Origin of the sequence: Victivallis lenta (genome assembly GCF_009695545.1) — a bacterium.
Classification (GTDB): Bacteria; Verrucomicrobiota; Lentisphaeria; order Victivallales; family Victivallaceae; genus Victivallis; species Victivallis lenta.
Window position 1 is genome coordinate 21481 of record NZ_VUNS01000003.1, and the last position, 19785, is coordinate 41265.

Consider the following 19785-nt stretch of genomic DNA (forward strand, 5'->3'; position numbering starts at 1 on the left):
CCTCTATTGCGTGATTTCAGGTTCGGTACCGGGCTGTTCGTCCGGGTCGGACGGCATCCCCAGTGCGTCGCGGAAAAACCGGGCGCTGCATGCCATCATATAAGTGTATATATAGACGGAGACGACAATGGACACGCAGATCCAGATGATGATCAGGATCAGCGGGACGATCGGAGGAACGCCGAAAGCAAACATAAGAGTCAGCAGAATAAGCGGAATCCCGAAAACCAGGGATACGCCGATCAGAATCAGAAATACCACCAGCATCCGCCACCAGCCGTAGCAGAAGGCGCGTCCGCCCCGCGAGTACAGCTCGGAGAACGGCTGGTCCGGTTCTCCCGCCGCGGCTGCGGAAAGCAGGAACTGCCAGTAGATGCCGAAGGCGAGCATCAGCACCATAAAAGGCAGCCAGAACAGCAGTTGCAGCAGCGGCGGCAGAAGGGAATAGACGACCCAGATGATGGAATACAACACGTACAGCGGCAGCAGACAGAGCACCTGTCGCCATCTCGCGAAACCGGTCCGGAAGGGACGGCTGTACGAAGCCGGCGACGGACAGAAAAACTCCCGGAAGTAACCGATGATAAGCGGCTGATAAAGAAGCCCGAGCAGACCGTTATAGAGCATGAAAACGGCAGGCGGCCGCGGCGGCGCCCCGCCGCCGGAGTGCGCCCGGGCCTCGACCAGTCCCCAGACAAGGCACGGAACCATGAACACCAATCCGATCAGGATCAGAATCACCATGAAATTCGGCAGCTTCCGGTTCCGGCGAATCTGTTTCCAGCTCTCTGTCAACTGCGCTCCGAACGCGACTTGATTGGCCATCGGTTCCTCCTGTGTTGAGTGATTTCCTCAGAGTATAATGCAGGAAGCCGCCCGGTTCAAGTGCCCGAGAATGGGAAACCGCATTTTTCCCCCCTTTTTCCATCTCCGGTTTCATTCAGGGGGGATAGATACCGCCTCTTGAGCCTGCAGCCGATGGAATTCAGTTGCGGGGCCGCGCCTTTCAGAATCCCGTCAGGACCGATGAGCCCCATTTCTGGACCAGGGCCCGGTAAGCCGCGCCGCCGCCGAACCGGAGATAACCGCGATAGACCTTCTGCATCAGCAGAACGGCGGCAGCTTCTACTCGGGCTCCTCCACGCGCGAGTGGCGGACGATCTTGCCGAGCTCAAGGTAAATCACATCCTCGCAGATGTTCGTCGTACAGTCGCCGATCCGTTCCAGATGACGCGAAATAAACATCGCGTCCACGTAGTAAGCCGCGTTCTGAGGATATTTCCCGATCAGCTCCATGGCCCGGTCGATCACCCGCCGGTTGATCACATCGACTTCCCCGTCCAGCCGCATAACTTCGTTCGCATCGAGGCAGTTGCGCGACACCAGCGCATCGAGCGCCCGCTTCAGCATCTGCCGGACCAGCTGCACCATCTCCGTAAAATCAACCGGCTCGGGCACCTCCTCGTGCCGGCGGTTCGCGAAATCGAGCGTATGCCGCGCGATATTCACCGCCAGGTCGCCGATCCGTTCCAATTCCCCGTTGACCTTGAGGATCGTGATGATGTAGCGCAGGTCTCCCGCCACCGGCTGGTGCAGCGCCAGAATCTTCAGACACTCCTCCTCGATCGTGATTTCGGTGCGGTCGATCGCATCGTCGCGGGCAATCACGGCCGCCGCCATTTCACTGTTCGGCCCGGCCGCCGCCGCAACCGCCTGCTGAACCGCCGTCTCGACCGCCGAGGCGAGGCTGCTCACCATCCGCTTGAGGCGGACGATCTCTTTTTCCAACTGTTCTCTCATGAATGCCTCCTCATCCGAAACGCCCGGTGATGTACTCTTCCGTCTTCTTGTGCGACGGATTCGTGAAAATCTTCTCCGTCTTATCGTATTCGATGATCTCGCCCTTGTAGAAGAAGGCCGTGTAATCCGAAATACGCGACGCCTGCTGCATGTTGTGGGTCACGATGACAACCGTGAAACGGTCACGGAGCTGCAGGACCAGATCCTCAATCTTCAAGGTGGCTACCGGGTCCACGGCGCTGGTCGGTTCGTCCATCAGCAGAATGTCCGGTTCCGCCGCGATCGCCCGGGCGATGCAGAGCCGCTGCTGCTGGCCGCCGGAGAGCGCGAGGCCGGACTTCCGGAGCTTGTCCTTGACCTCATCCCAGAGCGATGCCCCGCGGAGCGCATGTTCGACCCGCTCGGCGATTTCGCTCTTCGACATTTTGAAATGCAGCCGCATCGGGTATGCGACGTTGTCGAACACCGACATCGGGAACGGCGTCGGCTTCTGGAAGATCATGCCGACCTTCCGGCGCAGTTCGAGCACATCGACATCGGGCGACAGGATATTCTCATCGTCGATCCAGACCTCGCCCCCGGCGCGCTGGCCGCGGTAGAGTTCGAAAATGCGGTTGTAGACCCGCAGGTGGGTCGATTTGCCGCAGCCGGAGGGACCGATCACCGCCGTGATCCGGTTGGCCGGAATATCGATGCTGTTGCCGAAAAGAGCCTGATGCCCCCCGGCGTAAAAGAAGTCGAGGTTCCGGACGGAGATCTTGATTTTTTCGTCAGCGTCCATTGTGTTTCTCCTTGAAGATGATCCGGGTCGAAATATTCAGCAGCAGCACCATCAGCGTGACGACGAGCGCGGCGCCCCAGCCGGCCGCGTGCTGCTCTTCGAACGGGGAATTCGTCGCATATTCGGTGATCAGTACCGGCAGGTTCGCCGTCGGGCCGTTGAAATAGCTCTTCGGCCACGCATCGCTCCAGAGCGCGGTAAACAGAAGCGGCGCGGTCTCGCCCGAAACCCGCGCGACGGCCAGCAGAATGCCGGTGACCAGTCCGCCTCGGGCGCTGCGGCAGACGATGCGCACCGCCGTGCGCGCCCGGCTGCAGCCGAGCGCGAGCGCCGACTCGCGCAGTGAATCCGGCACCATGAGCAGCATGTCCTCGGTAGTCCGCAGCACGACCGGAAACATCAGGATCGCGAGCGCCGCCGAACCTGCGATTCCCGAAAAACCTCTCATCGGGATGACCAGCACCGCATAGACGAAAAGTCCGACCACGACCGACGGCATGCCCATCATGACATTCGCCGCAAAGCGGATCGCGCCGCCGAGCCTGGTCCCCCGGCCGAATTCGGCGAGGTAGATTCCCGCCAGCAGGGCCGGAGGGATGCCCATGACCGCCGCGCCGAACGTGATGGCCAGCGTTCCGAGAATCGCGTTGCCGATACCGCCGTTCAGCGCGCCGTACGGTTTCGACGGTTCGGTCAGGAAACTCCAGGAGAGAACCGACGCGCCGCGCGAAAAGACCGTCCAGAGAATCCAGACCATGCCGGCCAGCGCGAGAACGAGCGCAGCGACCGACAGGACGCCGACGATGCGGTCCGCGAGCTTGCGCCGGAAAAGTCCGCGCCGTTTGTCGGGTGTGATTGCCGTCATATCAGTTCTCCCCCCGTTTCGCCCCGGTCATGACCAGGTAGTACTGCGCGAGAATCTGCACACCGAGCGCGAGTACAAGCAGGATCAGGCCCAGTGCAAAGAGAACGGCGCGCATGATGCCGTCCGCTTCCGCGAAATTGTTGGCGAGCGTCGCGGCGATGGTCGTGCCGCTCGCATAAAGGTTTTCCGGCAATTCCACGATATTGCCGATCACGAAAAGCACGGCCATGGTTTCGCCGAGGGCGCGGCCGAGCCCGATGAAGATTCCGCCGAGAAGCCCGCGGACGCCGTAGCGCAGGATGATGTCCTTCGCGGTCTCCCAGCGCGTGCAGCCGACGCCGAAGGCCGACTCCCGCAGCATCGGCGGCGTCATCAGAAAGACATTCCGCATGACCGCCGACATATAGGGCAGAATCATGAGCGCGAGGATCAAACCGGCGGTCAGGACCCCGAAGCCGTTGCCGTACTCGCCGAAAAACGGGAGCCTGCCGAGACGGAGCGTGTCGGACAGAAACGGCTGGACATAATCCTGCATGACCGGCACGAGGATGAAAAGCCCCCACATGCCGTAGATCACGCTCGGGATCGCGGCGAGCAGATCGAGCGCCTGGCTCAGCACCTCGCCGATTCCGGCCGGCGCGTCGACGAGCCAGAGGGCCGTGACGAAGGCGGGCGGAACGGCGAGCAGCAGCGCGAGCGCGGTCGTCAGCAGCGTTCCGACGATCGCCGGGAGCGCGCCGTAGACGTTCCTGACCGGGTCCCACTCGGTTCCCACGAGAAAGCCCGGCCCGAATTCGCGCCAGGCCGGAGCCGAACCGATGCCGAGCTGGATCAGCAGCGCCGCCAGCAGCACCAGCACAAGCAGCGCGCTGGCGGCCGCGACCAGCCGGAACGCCCGGTCGGCACACGCCGGATTGATGAGCTTAGGTCTGTTGTTCATGAGATTGGCATTCCGGTCCGTTCCGATTTTCCGTTCAGAGTGCGACGGGGCTGCCGTTTACGCGGATCTCGTCGGCCCACGCCTTGCGGACCAGTTCGACCACCTCTTCGGCGAGCGGCACATAGTGGAGCTTGGAGGCCGCATTCGCGCCGGTGGTGTAACACCAGTTGAAGTATTTCAGCATCGCCCCGGCCTTGCCGGCGTCGGTCTGATTGCGCTGGACGAGAATGTAGGTCAGCCCCGTGATCGGCCAGCTGTCGTCGCCGGGCTGGTCGGTCAGGACCATATAGAAGCCGGGAGCGTTCTTCCAGTCGGCATGGATGCCGGAAGCCTTGAACGACTCCGGAGTCGGCGCGACGAACTTGCCGGCCCGGTTCTCCAGGGTGACCATCGAGAGCTTCGCTTCGACCGCGTAGGTGTATTCGGTGTAGCCGATCGCGCCGTTGATGCGGGCGACGTTGTTGCAGACGCCGGGGTTCTTCTGGCCGCCGATGCCGACCGGCCAGTTGACCGCCGGACCGCAGCCGACCCGCTCCGCCCACTCCTTCGAAATCTTGGTCAGGTAATTCGTGAAGATGAAGCTCGTACCCGAACTGTCGGAGCGGCGGACGACGGTGATCCGGACCTTCGGCAGCCTGAGCTCCGGATTCAGCGCCCGGATCGCCGGATCGTTCCACGCCGTGATTTTGCCGAGGAAGATGTCGGCGAGCGTTTTGCGGTCGAGCCGGAGCGCGTTCGGCTTCACGCCGCGCAGATTGACCACGACCACCACGCCGCCGGTCAGCATCGGGAACTGGCAGAGGCCGGCTTTGTCGAGCTCTTCTCTGGTCAGCGGATTGTCGGTGCCGCCGAAATCGACGGTCCTGTCCCTGACCTGATTGATGCCGGCGCCGGAACCGCTGCTCTGATAGTTGATCTCGATCCTGTTGCCGGTCGATTCGCCGTAATTGTAGGTCCAGACCCGGTAAACCGGGGCCGGAAACGAGGCGCCGGCGCCGCTGATCGAAAGGTCGGCGGCGGAAACGGCGAACGGCAGCGACAGCGACAAAGCCGCAAGCGCGGTACGGAACAGATTCTTCTTCATATGCACTCCATTCGATTGGATTATCCCGGAACAAAACATCGTTGCGGACTTCCGGGTTACATGCAGATAACATAGCCCCGCAATGTTAGCGTTCGGTTAGGATCGGATTAGAAGCTCTTCAGAAAAACGAAACGGACAAAAGGAAATTTCCGCGGAAGCTCCCCGGAAAATCCCCTTGATCTCCCGCCGTCCGGAGTTCTAACCTGCTGGCATTGCTTATTTTTCGAATTCGCACAATAAGTGCGATCCGGCCGCGTTAATTGTGCAAAGGGCCTGCAACGGGCCCCGTAAAACAGCACCCAGCATGGAAGGAAGCGTTATGATGAACAGAAAAATGACATTGCCGCTGGCCGCGTTTGCGGTTTCACTCGGACTGCTCCCCGCTCCCGTTCGCGCCGAGGACGCGCCGCCGCCCCCGCCGCCTCAGGAGCGGCCCGATCGGCCGCAGCGGCCGCCGATGGACGGTCCCCGCGGCGGCCGGATGATGCCCGGTCTCAGCGAAGAGGAGCGCGCCAGGCTCGACGAACTCGCCAAAAAGGTCGAACAGGCGCTCGCCGCCTACCGGGAAAACCCGGGCGACGAGACGAAAGCCGCTTTGAAAGCGCAGATCGGCGAGAGCTTCGAAGTCCGGCAGAAAATCGCGGTCGACCGCGCGGAGAAGGCGCTGGCCCGCGCCAGAAAGCGGCTCGAAAACAAGGATGAAGAGGTCGAAAAACAGCTGCAGCGCATGATCCGGCCGCGCGGAGAACGCCCGCAGAGGCCGCCGCGCGCGGACAACTTCCGCATGGGAGGGGAACCGGCATTCGGAGCTCCGCTGCCCGGCGGCCCCCGGTTCGGCGCCGACCAGAAAGGAGGCGGCAAGGCGCGGGGACCGTTCGGCCGGATTTTTACGGCCGACGAAGGCAAACAGCTTCAGGAACTCAATGCCAGGCTGCTGAAGGCCGCCTCCGTGACGCCCGAGGTGAGGAAGGAGGTCGAATCGGCCGGCAGGATCTATCAGGCCGCCCTGGTGCGTCAGCAGAAGGCGCTCGAAAAGGCGAAAAGCGAAAAGAAGGATACCGCCGCGCTCGAACGCTCGATCGGATTCCTGAACCGGTCGATCGAAAACGCCAGAGACCCTGAGAAATACCTGAAACAGCTCAAGGCGCGTCCGGTTCGCGGTGCCAAAGAGAACCGGAAGGGCGCCGAATAGCCGGCCGGATGCAGGAAAACCGGGGAACGCTCCCCGGTTTTTTATGCCCGCGCCCGGCTCAATGGCCGTGGTCGTGCCCCGTGAAGTAGCTGTCGCCACCCCAGTCGGCGATGAAGTGCCGATTGTTCGGAATCGATTCGTCGCCGATGGTTTCGGCGAACGATGCAAGCGCGGCATGCCCGTCCGTAAACAGGTAGTTGGACCTGCTGCCGTGCCGGGTCTGCGCAACGTTGTGTTCCCACTCGTGCGGATCGCACATCGCATCGTAGCACTGGTGTTCGACGGCGCTCTCCTTCGTATCGCCTCCGCGTTCGGAGAGTACAATGTAGAAGGAGGGACGCCGCAGGGTCGAAATTTTCCGCCCGAAGGTCAGCATGCTGTTCATGACGTAGCTCTGTTTCCCGTTCTCCGCGTCGAACCCCATGTCGGACGGGCATTGCAGATAACTGAGGTCATAACCGGCCGCCGTGAGCGGCTGGAACCACTCGACCTCCGGCGTCAGCTCGTGATGGTGATCGAAAGTGCCGGTATGCACGACCGGATAGGTTCCGCCGAAGGCGTCCGCATAGAGCGCAAAAGCGAGGCCGGTCTGGCGCAGGTTGTTGAGACAGGTCGTGCTGCGGGCGCGTTCCCGCGCCTGATTCAGTGCCGGGAGCAGCATCCCGGCGAGGATTGCGATGATCGCTATGACGACTAAAAGTTCTATCAGGGTAAAATGTTTTTTCATGATGATTTCCTGAATTTCCATACAACGGACACAATCCGGGCGTAAAACGGCCGGACCGGATTTGGGGATCGAAAACTGGAATCAGGAAATCCGCGGCGGGGCGCGCGCCTGGGCGCAAGCGGGAACCGCCGCCGGAACGGCGGACGGAAATGATGCAGCCGGAGCAGCCGGCGGCTCGTGGAAAAGCATTGCCGCATCCGCCGCCGGCTCGGCGGCGCTGAAGATGCCGGTGCAAACCGGGCAGTGCGGCGCCGGATGCAGCTGCGCGTGCCGGTCGTCGCGAAAGTCGTACGCCGCCGTCTCCGCCGTTTTTCCCCGCTGCGCCGCAGCCGTATGGAACAGCGGGTGCAGGACGCCGTTGAACGCGAAAAGCATCGCGCCCAGAAACAGGAGAAAACGGCGGCCGGTCAGTCTCTGCAGCAAGCGGTCTCCTCCTCCCGTCAGCGGCGGCCGCCGAAGAGCCGCAGGAACATGAGGAACAGGTTCACGAAGTCGAGATAAAGCGAAAGCGCGCCGTAGACCGCATACTTCCTGCCGGCTTCCTCCTCAATGCTGCCGTCGGCGACGGCGAACGAAATCCGCTTGATCTTCTGGATGTCCCACGCGGTCAGCACGACGAAAATCGCCACGCCGGCATAGCAGATCAGCCGGTCGACCAGCGTATGATACCAGAAGATATTGACGATCGAAGCGAGGATCAGCCCCCAGAGCGCCATGAACGCGATGCCGCCCGCGCCGGAGAGGTCGCGCCTGGTCAGATAACCGAAAAGCCCGGCCCCGCCGAAAGTCCCGCTCGTGACGAAGAAGGTCGCGGCGATCGAACTCATTTCGTAGGCGACGAAGATCGAGCTCAGCGTCAACCCGTTCAGAAGCGCGAAGCCGATGAAGCAGGCGGCGGCTCCGGCGGACGACAGCTTATTGACCGCCGCCGACATCGCGATGACCACGACAAGCTCCAGGATGATCAGCACCGTAAACACGCCGGGCGTCCCGAGCACGAGCTTGTAAAGCGGCTCAATGTTGTACACGGCCCACGCCATTGCGCCGGTGAGGGCGAGCCCGCCGGTCATCCAGCCGAACACCCGGTTCACGAAGCCGGCCTGCAGCGCGGACGAAGAGGCATTCGCCGCTCCGATGGAATCATAAGAATAGTTTTCAGACATGGCAATTCTCCTTCAATTACTTGCGATATTTCTACTATACATCAAAATCCTGTTTTTCCAAATCGGAACCGTATCGCCGCCGGGAAGAGAACCGATTTTTTTCAATTTTTTTCAGAATCGTTTCTTGCCGATCGTGTATGAATACGCCATACTATATTGTAGTAATATGTAATTGCAGCGCGTATTCAATACGATCGCACGGGGTCGAAATCATGAGCAACTGGAAAGACGATATAGCCGTCGAACTGAAAAAGGAGGCGGCGGCCCTGCCTCCGAATTCGCGTTTTCATCCGATCCGCAAACTGATGACGCGGTTCAACACGAGCCAGCGGACCATCGAGCAGGTCATGCAGAAGCTGATTGCCGAAAACGTCGTGATCCGCCGTCCGGGCGACGGCTACTTCACGCGGAACCTGTCGCCGCGCCGGCTGCTGCACTATCGGCTGCTGTATCCGAAGTGGCCGAGCGAATCGTTCAAGCGGTTCGAGGCGGAGTGGCGGACCTTTGCGGATCGCAGCGGCGAATTCCTGTTCAGCAGCCGGACGCTGGACCGCAGCGATGAGTTTTTCCGGACTCTTCCGGTCGACGACTGCGACGCGGTGCTGATCATGCCGCCGTCCGGACCGATCAGCCGGGACGGGCTGCGCTATATCAGTTCTCTGCCGATTCCGGCCGTGATCATCGATCATGAGGTTGCGGACATCGGGCTGTCGATGGTATCCGGCAATGCCGCCGCCGGCGGCGCGATCGCGGCGGCCCATCTGATCAACCACGGCCACCGCAAACTGGCCATGCTGGTGACGGAGCCGCACGGCGACGGCCTGGACATGCGCTGCCAGGGCTTCACCGACTTTGCGCGGCTCACCGGAGTTTCGGTGGAGGTCATCGATGTCGGGATCGAAAGCTGGAGCAATCCGGACCGCCGCGCCTACAACTGCCTCGGCGCGTATCTGGATCGCAACGGGCTTGATTTCACCGGGCTGTTCATCATCAGCGCCCATACCGCGCTTGAAGTTTACAAGGTATTCGGCGACCGCGGCATCTCCATTCCCGACGACGTCAGCATCGTTGCCCATGACGAATTGCCGTCCAACAAATTCATGAGTCCGCCGCTCGACAGCATTGAGATGAATCATTCCGGCGTGATCGAGAAGGTGCATGATGAACTCCGCAAGATATTGAACCGGGAAAAGCCCTTTTTCCATATCCGCCTGACGCCGTCCTTGATCGAACGCCAGTCGGTGCGGCAAATTGCGGCCAAGGCGGAAACATACTGAAAAATAGAGTCGTTTACTGTCCGGTTTCCCTCAAATCAGCCGGACAAACCCTGGAGTGAAGCATGAAGCAGAGAAATTTCGCCCGAACAGGATTCGCCGTTGGAGCACCTCCGCACAACCGAGGTTGCGCATAATACCGGGTATGTGATGTTTCCATGTACGGTCTGTCATGATGTAACTCCTTTTGGTTGAATGAATTTATTCGGCCTCTGGCGGCAGAATTGTTCCGTTTTTGTTTCCTGGTCTCGTCCGTCTTCATGGTCGTGGGATTCGCGGGGGAAATACATTTCCCCCGCACCCCCATTTCTTACTCTGTGCCGGGCTTTCATTTCCCGTGGGTTGCGCCCTTCCCGCCCGCGGCGGAGGACTTTGTCCTCCTTACTTGTCCGCCTGCGGCGGCCAACTCTTCACCGCCCGCTTCGCGGGCTGCGGCAGAGGGCCTTCGCTCCGCTGCGTTCACCTTCGTCGCGCTTGCTCCTCGCTGCCCGCTTCGGCTGCCGCCGAACCGTGCAGTTCGTTCACATCCGCTGCGCGGCGCATACCGCGCTTTTTTCGCCGGGCGGCAATGCTGCTTTGTTTCACATACCCGGTATTATGCGCTGTAAATTCACCTTGATCGAACTTCTCGTCGTGATTGCGATCATCGCGATTCTGGCTTCGATGCTGCTTCCGGCTCTGCAGAAAGCGCGCAGTTCGGCTTATAAGACCAAATGCGTCGGCAACGCCAAGCAGATCGGGCTGGCAACTCAAATGTATGTGGACGACAACAGCGGCACGCTGTATTACAACAACGGCACCTATCCGCTCTGGCATCAGCTGGCGCGCCCCTACACCATCAACAGCAAAACCAAGAAGGATTTCTGGTGGTGCCCGGAAGACAGGGTCAACCTGAACAATCCGGATATAACCGAACGGTTCGACAGCTGCCGGGTCTCCTACGGTTTCAATCGGGATTATCTGCGCGGCTATAAGCCGGCCCGTTCGAAGCTGCTTTCGACGACGGTGTTGTTCGCCGAAGCCGCGACCGAGGTGAACACCAATCCGTCCGGCTACTACTATGCCCATGCGATGGCCAATACAGCCAACCCGCAGGCATATCCGTTCCACGGCCGCAACTGCACGGTCGTCTGGCTCGACGGCCATGTGTCGTTCGCCTATTCGAGCACCGGAACGCCCGGCATCGGCTCGGTCTGCCGCGGACTTTACAACAACGACCAGCTCGGCGTCGACTGGGGCGAGGCGCAGTACAAGCCGTACAACAAATGGAATCCGCAGCGTCCCGACAGTTTCACCAGACCGTAAAACAACCAGGATAGAGTTTCACCAAACAACAGGAATCACCCATGAAGCACTTTCTCAGAATATGTACCGCGTGTGCCGCGGTTGCCGCCGCAAGTACACTTCCGGCTGTTGAAGTCATCCTCGACGGCTGCCGCTCGACCGCCGGCTGGAACTCGTTCAACGGCTCCGAATTCAAAGGGGCGAAGGTTTCGCTCTCGGGCGGAGCGGACGGCCTGAAGCTCGGTTACGACTTCGCGGGCGGCGGCCAGTACGTCGGCTGCCACCCGAAGAAGCTGGCGGTCCCGCAGGCGGATTCGCTGTCGGTCACGGTCAACGCCTCCAGTCCGGTCGGATTCAATTACCGGCTGATCGACTCCACCGGCCGCACCTTTCAGGGCAAAGGATTCACGCTCCGCCAAGGCGTCGATGAAAAGCTGACGTTGAGCACGACAGGCCCGTGGTCGACCGCGTGGGGCGGCAGCGGCACCCACAACCGCCCGGAGTTCCCGCTCAAATCGGTCTGGCTCATGGCGACGAAGGGGAAGGATCAGCCGCCGGCCGGAACCGTGACGATCAAGTCAGTTACGGCGGAAGTGCCGGAATTGCCGGAGAACGCCGTATCGGGAACCGGCTTCGAGCGGAACCTGGCCGGCTGGACGCTGAAAGGCGAATGGATGCCGCAGCTTGAAGGCGCGATGCTGAAAATCACTCCGGTTTCGGCCGGCGACCGCCCGGCGCAGCTCGAGATCGTCTTTCCGCAGCCGGGACGCGACCTGGTGCGGCGCTATCGGCTGACCCCCGGAAACACGAATCCGGTCTACTACAAAGTGCCGTTCCCGGCGGAGGTGAATCCGCGCAACCGTTACCGGATCACGCTGAAGGTGGCGGACGACAACGGCGCCAGGGCGGAATTCGTGACGACACTCAGCGGCAAGCTGGCCGGAACGGTCAATCTCGGCGATCCGAGGTCGAGCCGTGAAATCGAAAAGTCGAAGTTCGGCACCTGCGTCCACTTCAGCTACGCGCCGAAGCCGGAGGGCGCTTTCAAGGGATGGTATCCGAAAGAACTGCTGCTCGATGAGATCTCAAATTGCGGTTTCAAATTCATCCGCGAAGGACTCGCCATGGACAAGCTGCCGGACGGTTCGTGGAAAATCCGCGACGTCGATCTGGAAACGCTGAAAAAAGCGAAGGAGCGCGGCATCGAACAGATCGTCGTCATCGGCATGAGCGCGAAGGAGACGATTCCGGAGTTCCTGAACAAAGTCCGGGCAATGGTGGAGCAGAGCCGCGATTACGTGAATATCTATGAGCTCGGCAATGAGCCGAACAACTTCGGCCAGTGGCGGCAGACCTTCAGGCACAAGGGAAAAGACGGCAGCTGGAACGGCTACGAATCCGACGGCACGGTTTCGGAATGGGTCAGAAAACATGTCGAATATACGAACGCCGGAGCCGACCTGATTAAAAAGATCGCACCGGACAAAACGGTCATCGGGCTCGGTTCCTGCGCGCCGACCAACTTCCACGCCTTGAATGCCGGTGTATCGAAGAACCTCGACGGAGTCGTCGAGCATCCGTACACGTTCTCGCTGCCGCCGGAAAAGGTCCCGTTCGGAAAGCGGCTGGCCAAGCGCGACGGCATCGCAATCGGCGATGACGAACATACCTTCAGAGGGCTGGTCGAGTCCTATCACGAACATTTCCGCAAGACCGGAAAACCGCGTTCGCTCTGGGTGACGGAATTCGGCTTCACGACGTTCGAGCTGAGCGATGCGAAAGCGAAGGGGCTCTATGTCGGCTTCAGCGAGCAGGCGCAGGCGCTCTATCTGCTGCGGCGCTTCGTCGAAAGCCTCTCGCTGCCGGTGGCGGTCAGCTGCCAGTACGACTTCATCGACGACTACGATTCGAATCCGGCGACGGACGAGGCGAATTTCGGGATTCTGCGGGCGGATTACAGCCGCAAGCCGGCATTTTACGTGCTGCAGCGGATGAATTCGCTGCTGGCCGGAGCGGAGCCGGACCCGTCGCTTCAGCTGAAGGTGACGAAGGAGGCCCTGCATCGCAGCATGGTCCGCGGCGAGCTGGTCAAAGACTGGGACGCGGCGAAAATCGATGCGGCGAACGGAGTGCGGCTTGCCGCGTTCCGGCAGCCGGACCGCCCGAATGAGCGCATGGCGGCAGTCTGGTCGATGCAGCCGTACAGCGGGGAGTTCAATACACGCCCGGTGAGCTTCGAAGTCGGAGGCCTGCAGGATTTCACGGCCATGCCGGTGGCGATCGACATGATGACGGGCGAGAGCTTCGACCTGCCGGTGAAGTTTGAAAACGGCAAAGCGACCGTGACGGAGCTGCCCCTCGGACAGACGGTCCTGCTGATCAAGTTCTTCAGAAAGTGAAGCTCCTCAGCCCGGGAAGTCGAAGCATCCGGATTTTCAAGAACGTGAAGCCTTCGAGCAAAGCGTAAACGGGAGCGGCCCCGCGACTGAAATCCGAAACTTGCCCGGGGTGTCGGAGGATTCCCGATACTGACCGCGAAATGCGCCGCGGGATTCGGAGGCGGATGAAATGCCTCTCCGAGTCCCGCGGCGCATTATATCAGCATCACTCCCGCACGCTCCGCACGTTTTAACGGGCGGCCGGGCTCCTACTCGAAAACCGGCACGCCGCCGCGCCAGCGGATCTCCCGGCGCGACAGATACCAGCTTCTGCCGTGATCGCTGTTGCCCTGATAGAACAGATGCTGGACGCCGTCCGGCGCGGTGAAGACAAACGGATGACCCGACTCGGAACTGTTCCAGCTGCCGGGCTCCCCGCAGGGAAGAACCGGGGAATCCGAGACGCGCTTCCAATGGACGGCATCCTCGCTCACGGCGCAGCCGATCTGCTGCGGACAATTGTTATATGCTCCGCCGTAGAAGAGATAGAGCCTTCCTTCATGCTCGCAGAGCGCCGGGGCTTCGATGCACTTCTGCTCCCACGGCAGCTCCGGCTGGAGAATGGAATCGGAACACTCCTGCCGCCACTCGTCGCGGCGGAATGCGCCGTCGAGCGGCGCGGAGGCGACCGCCAGCTTCTGAATTTCCATCTTCGGGTCGCGGGTCGCCACATAGAGCCAGAGCCGCCCCCTGAACGGAATCACATCCGCATCGATGGCGCGGCCGCAGGTCCAGTCGCCGGCCGGATGAAAGACCGGATTCGTCTCATTCGGCGTAAAACGGATTCCGTCCCGGCTCACGGCGTGGCAGATCGCATCGTTCGCGCCGTTGCCGTAGGTCTGGTAAAACAGATGAACCGTGCCGTCGAGAACGATCGCGCCGGGGGCGCAGAATCCGTTCTCCTCCAGCGCGGTCAGGCGCGGCAGGTCGCAGATTTTGGTCCAGTTGTCGAGATCGCGGCTCTCGGCCACGCCGACGACCCAGCCGTCATGCGGGCGGCCGTCTCCCCACGGCGGAACCGAGTAATACATCAGGTAACGGCCGCCGAAAAAAACGACTGCCGGGTCCTTGGCATAATTTTTTCCGCGCGTGGTGTCGGCAAAATACATCATCTGCTTTCCTGCTCCCTGGTTGATTTCACGAAATGTACACCGGCGCCGATTGATTTGCAAGTCCGATTTTGAACTGAATTTGTAACAATGTCACAAAAAATAAGCATCCGTTTTCATCCTCGAAAAATCGCGTTTCACGAAATGATTTCTGCTGATTGAGTCAGAAATCCTATTAATGTTCAAGAAAAATCTGAAATCGCTATTGACAATGTTACAAACTTACATCATAATAAAAGAAACTGGGTGAAGGAAAATACACGATGTCAGATAAATTGCAGACTGCGCGGGAATATATCCTGCGGAAAATAGAAAACGGTGAACTCAGGGGGGGCGACAAACTGCCCGCCGCACGCGAGTACTCGGACGAGATCGGCGTTTCGCTCGCGATTACGCAGATGGCGTTCACCTCGCTGGTGCGGGACGGCATTCTGACCAGCGTTCCGCGACAGGGAACTTACATCCGCGCCGACTGGCCGCAGCGGATTCTGCCTGACAGTTTCCAGACCTTCCGCCCGGTCTGGAAAAATGTGCTGGCCGACCTGCTGCGCGAAGCGGTTCCGTCGGTCCGGGTATGCGATAAATTCCGGGAAGGCGCTTATGAGATCGTACCGACCTGGACGGCCCAGTTCCGGCAGGAGGAGTATCTCGATCTGGCCGGGCTCTTCGACGAGCTCTATCCGGACCGCAGCGACTTTTTCATGGCGCAGTTCCAATCCTTCTACTCCCGCAGCGGCAAGCTGTACGGGATTCCGCTGATCTTTTCGCCGTGGGTGCTCTGCTGCAACACCGCGATGATCCGCGAGGCCGGCGGCGACCTGCCGTATCCGGGCTGGAGCTGGGGGGAGTTCATCACGCTGCTCCGGAAGCTCCGCCGCGTCTATCCGGCGGAACAGGTATTCAGCCTGTTCCAGTCTCCAAGCTTCTGGATGAACTTCCTGTTCCGCGCCGGCGGCGGCATTGTAGTCCGCGAAGGCGGACGTTGGCAGGTGAAGTTCGACGATCCGCAGACTGTCGAAGGGCTCCGCAGGCTCAAGGAACTCAAGGACGTGCTGGATGCGCCCGGCGCATCCAGTACCCGCGAAACGATCCGCGGTCGTTTCTTCGACGGTACGGTGGCGCTGTTCAGCGGCACGCGGGAGGATGTGGATTTTCACTCCGGCATCGACTGGATCTGCGTGCCGCTGCCGATGATCCCGGGCGGAGCCGACCGAATCCGGCAGGCTAGCGACCTGTTCTGCGTGCGTCGGCAGGTCAATGATTTCGGGCAGGTCCGGGAGATGCTCCGGCTGCTGCTCTCGCCGGAAATTCAGGAGCGGCTCGGCCAACTCCGTTACGGAATTCCGATCCGGCGGTCGGCCGCGATCCGGAGCTTCGACGAAAACGATCCGCGCGACGCGGTCTTCTTCTCCGAAATGACCCGGATCGTGCCGGACGGCAGTCTTGCCTGGCCGGAGCTGCACCAACTGGTCAACTGCTGCATCAACCGCATCTGGCGGGCCGGGCTGAACCCGGAGAAGGCGGCCGCCGAACTCGCGGCCGCCATGCGGACCTATATCGAATACCAGTAACCAACCCCTTGCCGAAAGGAAACGCTCCATGAGAAAGCCGTTCACGCTGATCGAACTCCTCGTCGTCATCGCTATCATCGCGATTCTGGCCTCGATGCTGCTGCCCGCACTGAACCAGGCGCGGGAACGGGCAAAGGCGGCGACCTGTCTCTCACAGCTCAAACAGTGCGGAATGGGATTGGAATTCTACTCCAACGACAATCACGGGATCATCATCCAGACACGCAAGGGAGGGGATGGCAACACCGACATTACGTGGAACAACGCTCTGCTCGGCTGGAAACACTTCAACGATCCATCCCTGTCCGGCCGGAAGATCGATTTCAAACAGTGGGGAATTGTACCGTACCTTTCCGGACCGGAAAGCGTCACCTGGTGTCCGACCATGCAAAGCGATCCCGGGCGGAGTCAATTCGCCTACGGACTGGCCGAATTACAGTATTCCGGTAACTGGGATGAGATCAAGGGAGAGGTCGGTAATCTGCCCCTGCGCGTGGATGCATCGAATAAGTACCTCATTCTGAAAAATATGAAGCAGCCTTCCCGTACCGTCCTTGTGGCCGATACCGGATATGAATTCATGTCCTCCAATGCGGGATTCTGCTCCAAGGCATTCAAGCATAAGGAGGAAAGCGGTTTTCAGAAGGGAGTTATGCTGCGACACGGCGCGAAGGCGAATGTTCTTTTCGGAGACGGCCATTCCGGGTCGCTCGACAAGGGCGGTCTCGGAGAAACCACGAATAAAATTACTTATGTGCTGAATAAAGACGGTGTGGTGATACGTTGAATATGAAAGAGGAAAAGCGAATGTTGAAACGGTGGAAATGGGCTGCTTTAGCCGTCGTATTGGCCGGGGCTTTTTCACCGGCTGTCCGAGCAGCGGAGAATCCGGAGCTGAAAGCAAACCAGCTGAACTGGAAGCTCACCCGTTACTGCAAAATTGTGGACCGGGACGGAAAACAATTCCTGCAGGTCGACGTTCCGAAGGATGCAAAGGATGTCAACAGACAAAATTGCGCATTCGCGATCATTGACCTGAAACCGTTTGCCGGAAAAACCCTGCAGGCCTCGGTCCGGGTGCGGGGCCGGAACGTGTCGAAACCGCCTCAGCCGTACAACGGCGTGAAATTTCTGCTTTATTACAAAAGCCCGAAACGGGGAGAACAATGGCCCGGTGCAGTGAACCCGCAAGGAACGTTCGACTGGCGGGAGACGAAAATCGTCGAGGACATCCTGCCGGATGCTGCAGAAGGGGTGTTGAGACTCGGGTTGCAGGACAGTTCCGGCCAGGCGGAATTCGATCTTTCCACCTTCCGTTTCGGCGTTCTGGGCGAAGAGACGGAAAAAGTCCCCGTCACGCCGGAAACGGCAAAGGAACTCGACCTTATCGAATCCCGCATGCGCGAACGTCTGCTGACGGTTGCTCCCATATCAAAGGAGGAGGCGCTCGAGCTCGTCGCAGCCCAGCGGACGGACGGAACCTTCTCCGGAATCGATTACGACGACGACAACCGCTCGGTCTGGCTTGTGGCACGCCACCTCGGGAATGCCCTGCGGCTCGCCCGCGTCTGGGCAGCGCCGGATCATCCGCTCCATCACGACGAAGCGATCGGCCGCGCCGTGCAGAAGGCGGTCAACTGGTGGAGCGGGCAGCGGCCGATGAGTTCGAACTGGTGGTGGAACGACATGTCCGTCCCGCAGACCATGGGCGATATCCTGCTGCTGACGCCGGAGCTGTTCCCGGAAGGCCCGGTCCGCACCGCCGCGCTGCGGGTCTGCCGCCAGGCGAAGTTCATGCCGCGTTACACCGGCAACAACCGCGTATTCATCGCCGCGAACATCTTCCGCCGCGCGCTGCTCGAACGGAATGTCGCGCCGCTGACCGAAGCCGCCGCCGCGCTGTCGGAGGAGATCCGCATGGCGCCGGTCGACGACAAAACCTCCTGGGCGTTCGGCGGCATCCGCGCCGACGGCTGCTACCACCAGCACGGGCCGCAGATTCAGTTCGGCAACTACGGCGGCGAATTCTTCTCGAACATCGGCTACTGGTCGAACATCTGGAAGGGGACGCGCTGGGAGCTTTCGCCGGAGCAGTGGGAGATCATGCGCCACCTCGCCTTCAACGGCTTTCAGTGGGTGCTCTGGAACGGCGACATGGACCTGCTCGCCTGCGGCCGCCAGCTCGGCCGCCGCGCCGGAAAAAACAAGGGGCTCCGCACCGTCGCCACCTTCGACCGGCTGCGCAATGCCGACCCCGGCCCGCATGAACGGTACGATGCGGCGCTCGAACGCAACCGCGGCGGAAAAAACACGCTGGTCGGCAACCGCCACTTCTGGAATTCCGACTATATGGTCCACCGCCGGCCGGAGTGGTATGCGGCGGTACGCATGAACTCGGTCCGCGTCCGCCCGATCGAAGACGACACGAACTGGGACAATGCGCTCGGGCGCTACTTCTCCGACGGCGTCTGCCTCGTCATGCGTTCCGGCAGGGAGTACGAGGACATCACGGCCTGCTGGGACTGGACCCGCCTGCCCGGAACCACATTGCCGAAAACCCCGATTTACACACCGGAGGAGAGCGCCCGGCGCGGCGTTCGTTCCGGCGGCAAGCCGCCGCGCTGGACCCACAGCGTCAAGTTCCGCCGGCTCGGTGAAACCGATTTCGTCGGCGGCGCAACCGACGGTACGCACGGCGTCGCCGTATTCACCATGAACCTCGACGGCGTCAAGGCGCGGAAAGGCTATTTCTTTGATACGAATGCTGTTTATGAACTCGGCAGCGGCATCACGGCATCGAGTCCGCACCCGGTCGCAAGTACCGTCAACTCCTGTTTGCGCAACGGCGAAATCAGGCAGGGCGACAACTGGTTCTGGCACGACGGCATCGGTTACCGCGGCGTAGGCATGAAGCTCGAAACCGGCAAACGCGAAGGCGACTGGCGCTATCTGGAGGGCGGCCTCGCCGAACCCGTCCCGGTTGTGCAGGATCTGTTCACCCTGACCGTCGACCACGGACTCAGGCCGCAGAACGCATCGTACACCTTCGCCATCCTGCCCGGAGCAACGCCGGAAGAGACGGCCGGCTGGAAGAACGGCAGAATCCTCGCCTGCACCGTCGAGCTTCAGGCCGTCGAATTCGCCGACGGCACGACGGGCGCGATCTTCTACGCCCCCGGAACGCTCGGTGATTTCACGACCGACTCCCCCGGCGTATTTCTGATCGGCGGAGAGCAGGTGTATGCGGCCGATCCGACTGCGAAGCTCAAATCGATGACGCTCCGCCGGAACGGCGTGTCGAAAACGGTGGAACTGCCGTCCGGCGAACAGGCAGGCTCCACCGTGGAGGTCCGCTTCCGGTAGCGGCCCGAATTCATTGCGGAGCAGGGTTCCTGGTCAACGGAGGCCTTTGGCGAAGTGCGGACCAGCGTCCCCCGCGTTGCGGGGGTTCCGCCGGCTCGGCGGCGGAATCCATAACGTTCCAGGACGGGCAGCTCTTTCCCGCTTGAATAATTTTCGCAAAATTTTCCGAATCGCTCTTGACAAAATCAAACCAG

At 60.8% G+C, this 19785-nt stretch carries 17 protein-coding genes; 7 read left to right on the forward strand and 10 right to left on the reverse strand.

Annotation, left to right across the window (positions count from 1 at the left end; all coding sequences use genetic code 11):
- Positions 1-3: 3 nt before the first annotated feature.
- The 6 genes from FYJ85_RS03920 to pstS all read right to left on the reverse strand — a co-directional run bounded on the left by FYJ85_RS03920 (position 4) and on the right by pstS (position 5470).
- A complete protein-coding gene (locus tag FYJ85_RS03920) occupies positions 4-825 on the reverse strand; it encodes a hypothetical protein (protein ID WP_154417057.1) in 822 nt (273 codons plus the stop codon).
- A 300-nt stretch (positions 826-1125) separates the two neighbouring features.
- Positions 1126-1800 (reverse strand): phosphate signaling complex protein PhoU, encoded by a 675-nt coding sequence (phoU, locus tag FYJ85_RS03925; RefSeq protein WP_106054005.1) that lies wholly within the window; start codon positions 1798-1800, stop codon positions 1126-1128.
- A 10-nt stretch (positions 1801-1810) separates the two neighbouring features.
- The gene (gene pstB / locus FYJ85_RS03930; protein WP_106054006.1) at positions 1811-2581 is read right to left on the reverse strand and encodes a phosphate ABC transporter ATP-binding protein PstB; all 771 of its coding nucleotides are present in this window, start codon (positions 2579-2581) and stop codon (positions 1811-1813) included.
- Positions 2571-3446, reverse strand: coding sequence for a phosphate ABC transporter permease PstA (gene pstA / locus FYJ85_RS03935; RefSeq protein ID WP_154417058.1), 876 nt, complete (start codon positions 3444-3446; stop codon positions 2571-2573). Before pstA ends, pstB begins: the two co-directional genes overlap by 11 nt.
- Before the next feature lies 1 nt (position 3447).
- Positions 3448-4386, reverse strand: coding sequence for a phosphate ABC transporter permease subunit PstC (gene pstC / locus FYJ85_RS03940; protein ID WP_106054008.1), 939 nt, complete (start codon positions 4384-4386; stop codon positions 3448-3450).
- Positions 4387-4420: 34 nt separating this feature from the next.
- Positions 4421-5470, reverse strand: coding sequence for a phosphate ABC transporter substrate-binding protein PstS (gene pstS / locus FYJ85_RS03945; protein ID WP_106054009.1), 1050 nt, complete (start codon positions 5468-5470; stop codon positions 4421-4423).
- 319 nt (positions 5471-5789) lie between these two features.
- Between pstS and FYJ85_RS03950 the strand changes: the two genes are divergently transcribed.
- Entirely contained in the window at positions 5790-6662 is an 873-nt protein-coding gene (locus FYJ85_RS03950) for an ATP synthase subunit B family protein (protein ID WP_154417059.1), read from the forward strand.
- A 58-nt stretch (positions 6663-6720) separates the two neighbouring features.
- Here FYJ85_RS03950 and FYJ85_RS03955 read toward each other — a convergent pair whose 3' ends face one another.
- From FYJ85_RS03955 to FYJ85_RS03965, 3 genes are all read right to left on the reverse strand, one after another.
- Complete coding sequence (locus FYJ85_RS03955; RefSeq protein ID WP_206212957.1) at positions 6721-7389, reverse strand: DUF1559 family PulG-like putative transporter; 669 nt, start codon at positions 7387-7389, stop codon at positions 6721-6723.
- 81 nt (positions 7390-7470) lie between these two features.
- Positions 7471-7812 carry a hypothetical protein gene (locus FYJ85_RS03960; RefSeq protein ID WP_154417060.1) on the reverse strand — a complete coding sequence of 114 codons (342 nt, stop codon included), beginning with the start codon at positions 7810-7812 and terminating at the stop codon, positions 7471-7473.
- A 17-nt stretch (positions 7813-7829) separates the two neighbouring features.
- Positions 7830-8552 (reverse strand): Bax inhibitor-1/YccA family protein, encoded by a 723-nt coding sequence (locus tag FYJ85_RS03965; RefSeq protein ID WP_106054013.1) that lies wholly within the window; start codon positions 8550-8552, stop codon positions 7830-7832.
- A gap of 212 nt (positions 8553-8764) precedes the next feature.
- On the opposite strand from FYJ85_RS03965, the gene FYJ85_RS03970 reads away from it, so the two are divergent.
- The 3 genes from FYJ85_RS03970 (at position 8765) to FYJ85_RS03980 (ending at position 13509) form a co-directional block, all read left to right on the forward strand.
- Entirely contained in the window at positions 8765-9829 is a 1065-nt protein-coding gene (locus FYJ85_RS03970) for a LacI family DNA-binding transcriptional regulator (RefSeq protein ID WP_158704085.1), read from the forward strand.
- A gap of 507 nt (positions 9830-10336) precedes the next feature.
- On the forward strand, positions 10337-11131 hold the full coding sequence (locus FYJ85_RS03975; RefSeq protein ID WP_206212958.1) for a prepilin-type N-terminal cleavage/methylation domain-containing protein: 795 nt from the start codon (positions 10337-10339) through the stop codon (positions 11129-11131).
- Between the two features lie 41 nt (positions 11132-11172).
- Positions 11173-13509: a glycoside hydrolase 5 family protein gene (locus FYJ85_RS03980; protein ID WP_154417062.1), complete on the forward strand. Its 2337-nt coding sequence runs from the start codon at positions 11173-11175 to the stop codon at positions 13507-13509.
- A gap of 248 nt (positions 13510-13757) precedes the next feature.
- Here FYJ85_RS03980 and FYJ85_RS03985 read toward each other — a convergent pair whose 3' ends face one another.
- Positions 13758-14660, reverse strand: a complete 903-nt coding sequence (locus FYJ85_RS03985; protein WP_206212959.1) for a family 43 glycosylhydrolase — start codon at positions 14658-14660, stop codon at positions 13758-13760.
- A 260-nt stretch (positions 14661-14920) separates the two neighbouring features.
- Between FYJ85_RS03985 and FYJ85_RS03990 the strand changes: the two genes are divergently transcribed.
- Genes FYJ85_RS03990 through FYJ85_RS04000 form a run of 3 tightly spaced genes read left to right on the forward strand, consistent with a single transcriptional unit; the run spans position 14921 to position 19591 of the window.
- Positions 14921-16228 carry a GntR family transcriptional regulator gene (locus FYJ85_RS03990; RefSeq protein WP_154417063.1) on the forward strand — a complete coding sequence of 436 codons (1308 nt, stop codon included), beginning with the start codon at positions 14921-14923 and terminating at the stop codon, positions 16226-16228.
- Positions 16229-16256: 28 nt separating this feature from the next.
- A complete protein-coding gene (locus FYJ85_RS03995; RefSeq protein ID WP_154417178.1) occupies positions 16257-17015 on the forward strand; it encodes a prepilin-type N-terminal cleavage/methylation domain-containing protein in 759 nt (252 codons plus the stop codon).
- Between the two features lie 20 nt (positions 17016-17035).
- Positions 17036-19591 (forward strand): polysaccharide lyase family 8 super-sandwich domain-containing protein, encoded by a 2556-nt coding sequence (locus tag FYJ85_RS04000; protein ID WP_206212960.1) that lies wholly within the window; start codon positions 17036-17038, stop codon positions 19589-19591.
- Positions 19592-19785 lie beyond the last annotated feature (194 nt).

Coding starts and splice junctions, on each gene's coding strand:
- FYJ85_RS03920 (WP_154417057.1), bottom strand. CDS start 825: ATGGCCAATCAAGTCGCGTTCGGAGCGCAGTTGACAGAGAGCTGGAAA.
- phoU (WP_106054005.1), bottom strand. CDS start 1,800: ATGAGAGAACAGTTGGAAAAAGAGATCGTCCGCCTCAAGCGGATGGTG.
- pstB (WP_106054006.1), bottom strand. CDS start 2,581: ATGGACGCTGACGAAAAAATCAAGATCTCCGTCCGGAACCTCGACTTC.
- pstA (WP_154417058.1), bottom strand. CDS start 3,446: ATGACGGCAATCACACCCGACAAACGGCGCGGACTTTTCCGGCGCAAG.
- pstC (WP_106054008.1), bottom strand. CDS start 4,386: ATGAACAACAGACCTAAGCTCATCAATCCGGCGTGTGCCGACCGGGCG.
- pstS (WP_106054009.1), bottom strand. CDS start 5,470: ATGAAGAAGAATCTGTTCCGTACCGCGCTTGCGGCTTTGTCGCTGTCG.
- FYJ85_RS03950 (WP_154417059.1), top strand. CDS start 5,790: ATGATGAACAGAAAAATGACATTGCCGCTGGCCGCGTTTGCGGTTTCA.
- FYJ85_RS03955 (WP_206212957.1), bottom strand. CDS start 7,389: ATGAAAAAACATTTTACCCTGATAGAACTTTTAGTCGTCATAGCGATC.
- FYJ85_RS03965 (WP_106054013.1), bottom strand. CDS start 8,552: ATGTCTGAAAACTATTCTTATGATTCCATCGGAGCGGCGAATGCCTCT.
- FYJ85_RS03970 (WP_158704085.1), top strand. CDS start 8,765: ATGAGCAACTGGAAAGACGATATAGCCGTCGAACTGAAAAAGGAGGCG.
- FYJ85_RS03980 (WP_154417062.1), top strand. CDS start 11,173: ATGAAGCACTTTCTCAGAATATGTACCGCGTGTGCCGCGGTTGCCGCC.
- FYJ85_RS03985 (WP_206212959.1), bottom strand. CDS start 14,660: ATGATGTATTTTGCCGACACCACGCGCGGAAAAAATTATGCCAAGGAC.
- FYJ85_RS03990 (WP_154417063.1), top strand. CDS start 14,921: ATGTCAGATAAATTGCAGACTGCGCGGGAATATATCCTGCGGAAAATA.
- FYJ85_RS03995 (WP_154417178.1), top strand. CDS start 16,257: ATGAGAAAGCCGTTCACGCTGATCGAACTCCTCGTCGTCATCGCTATC.
- FYJ85_RS04000 (WP_206212960.1), top strand. CDS start 17,036: ATGTTGAAACGGTGGAAATGGGCTGCTTTAGCCGTCGTATTGGCCGGG.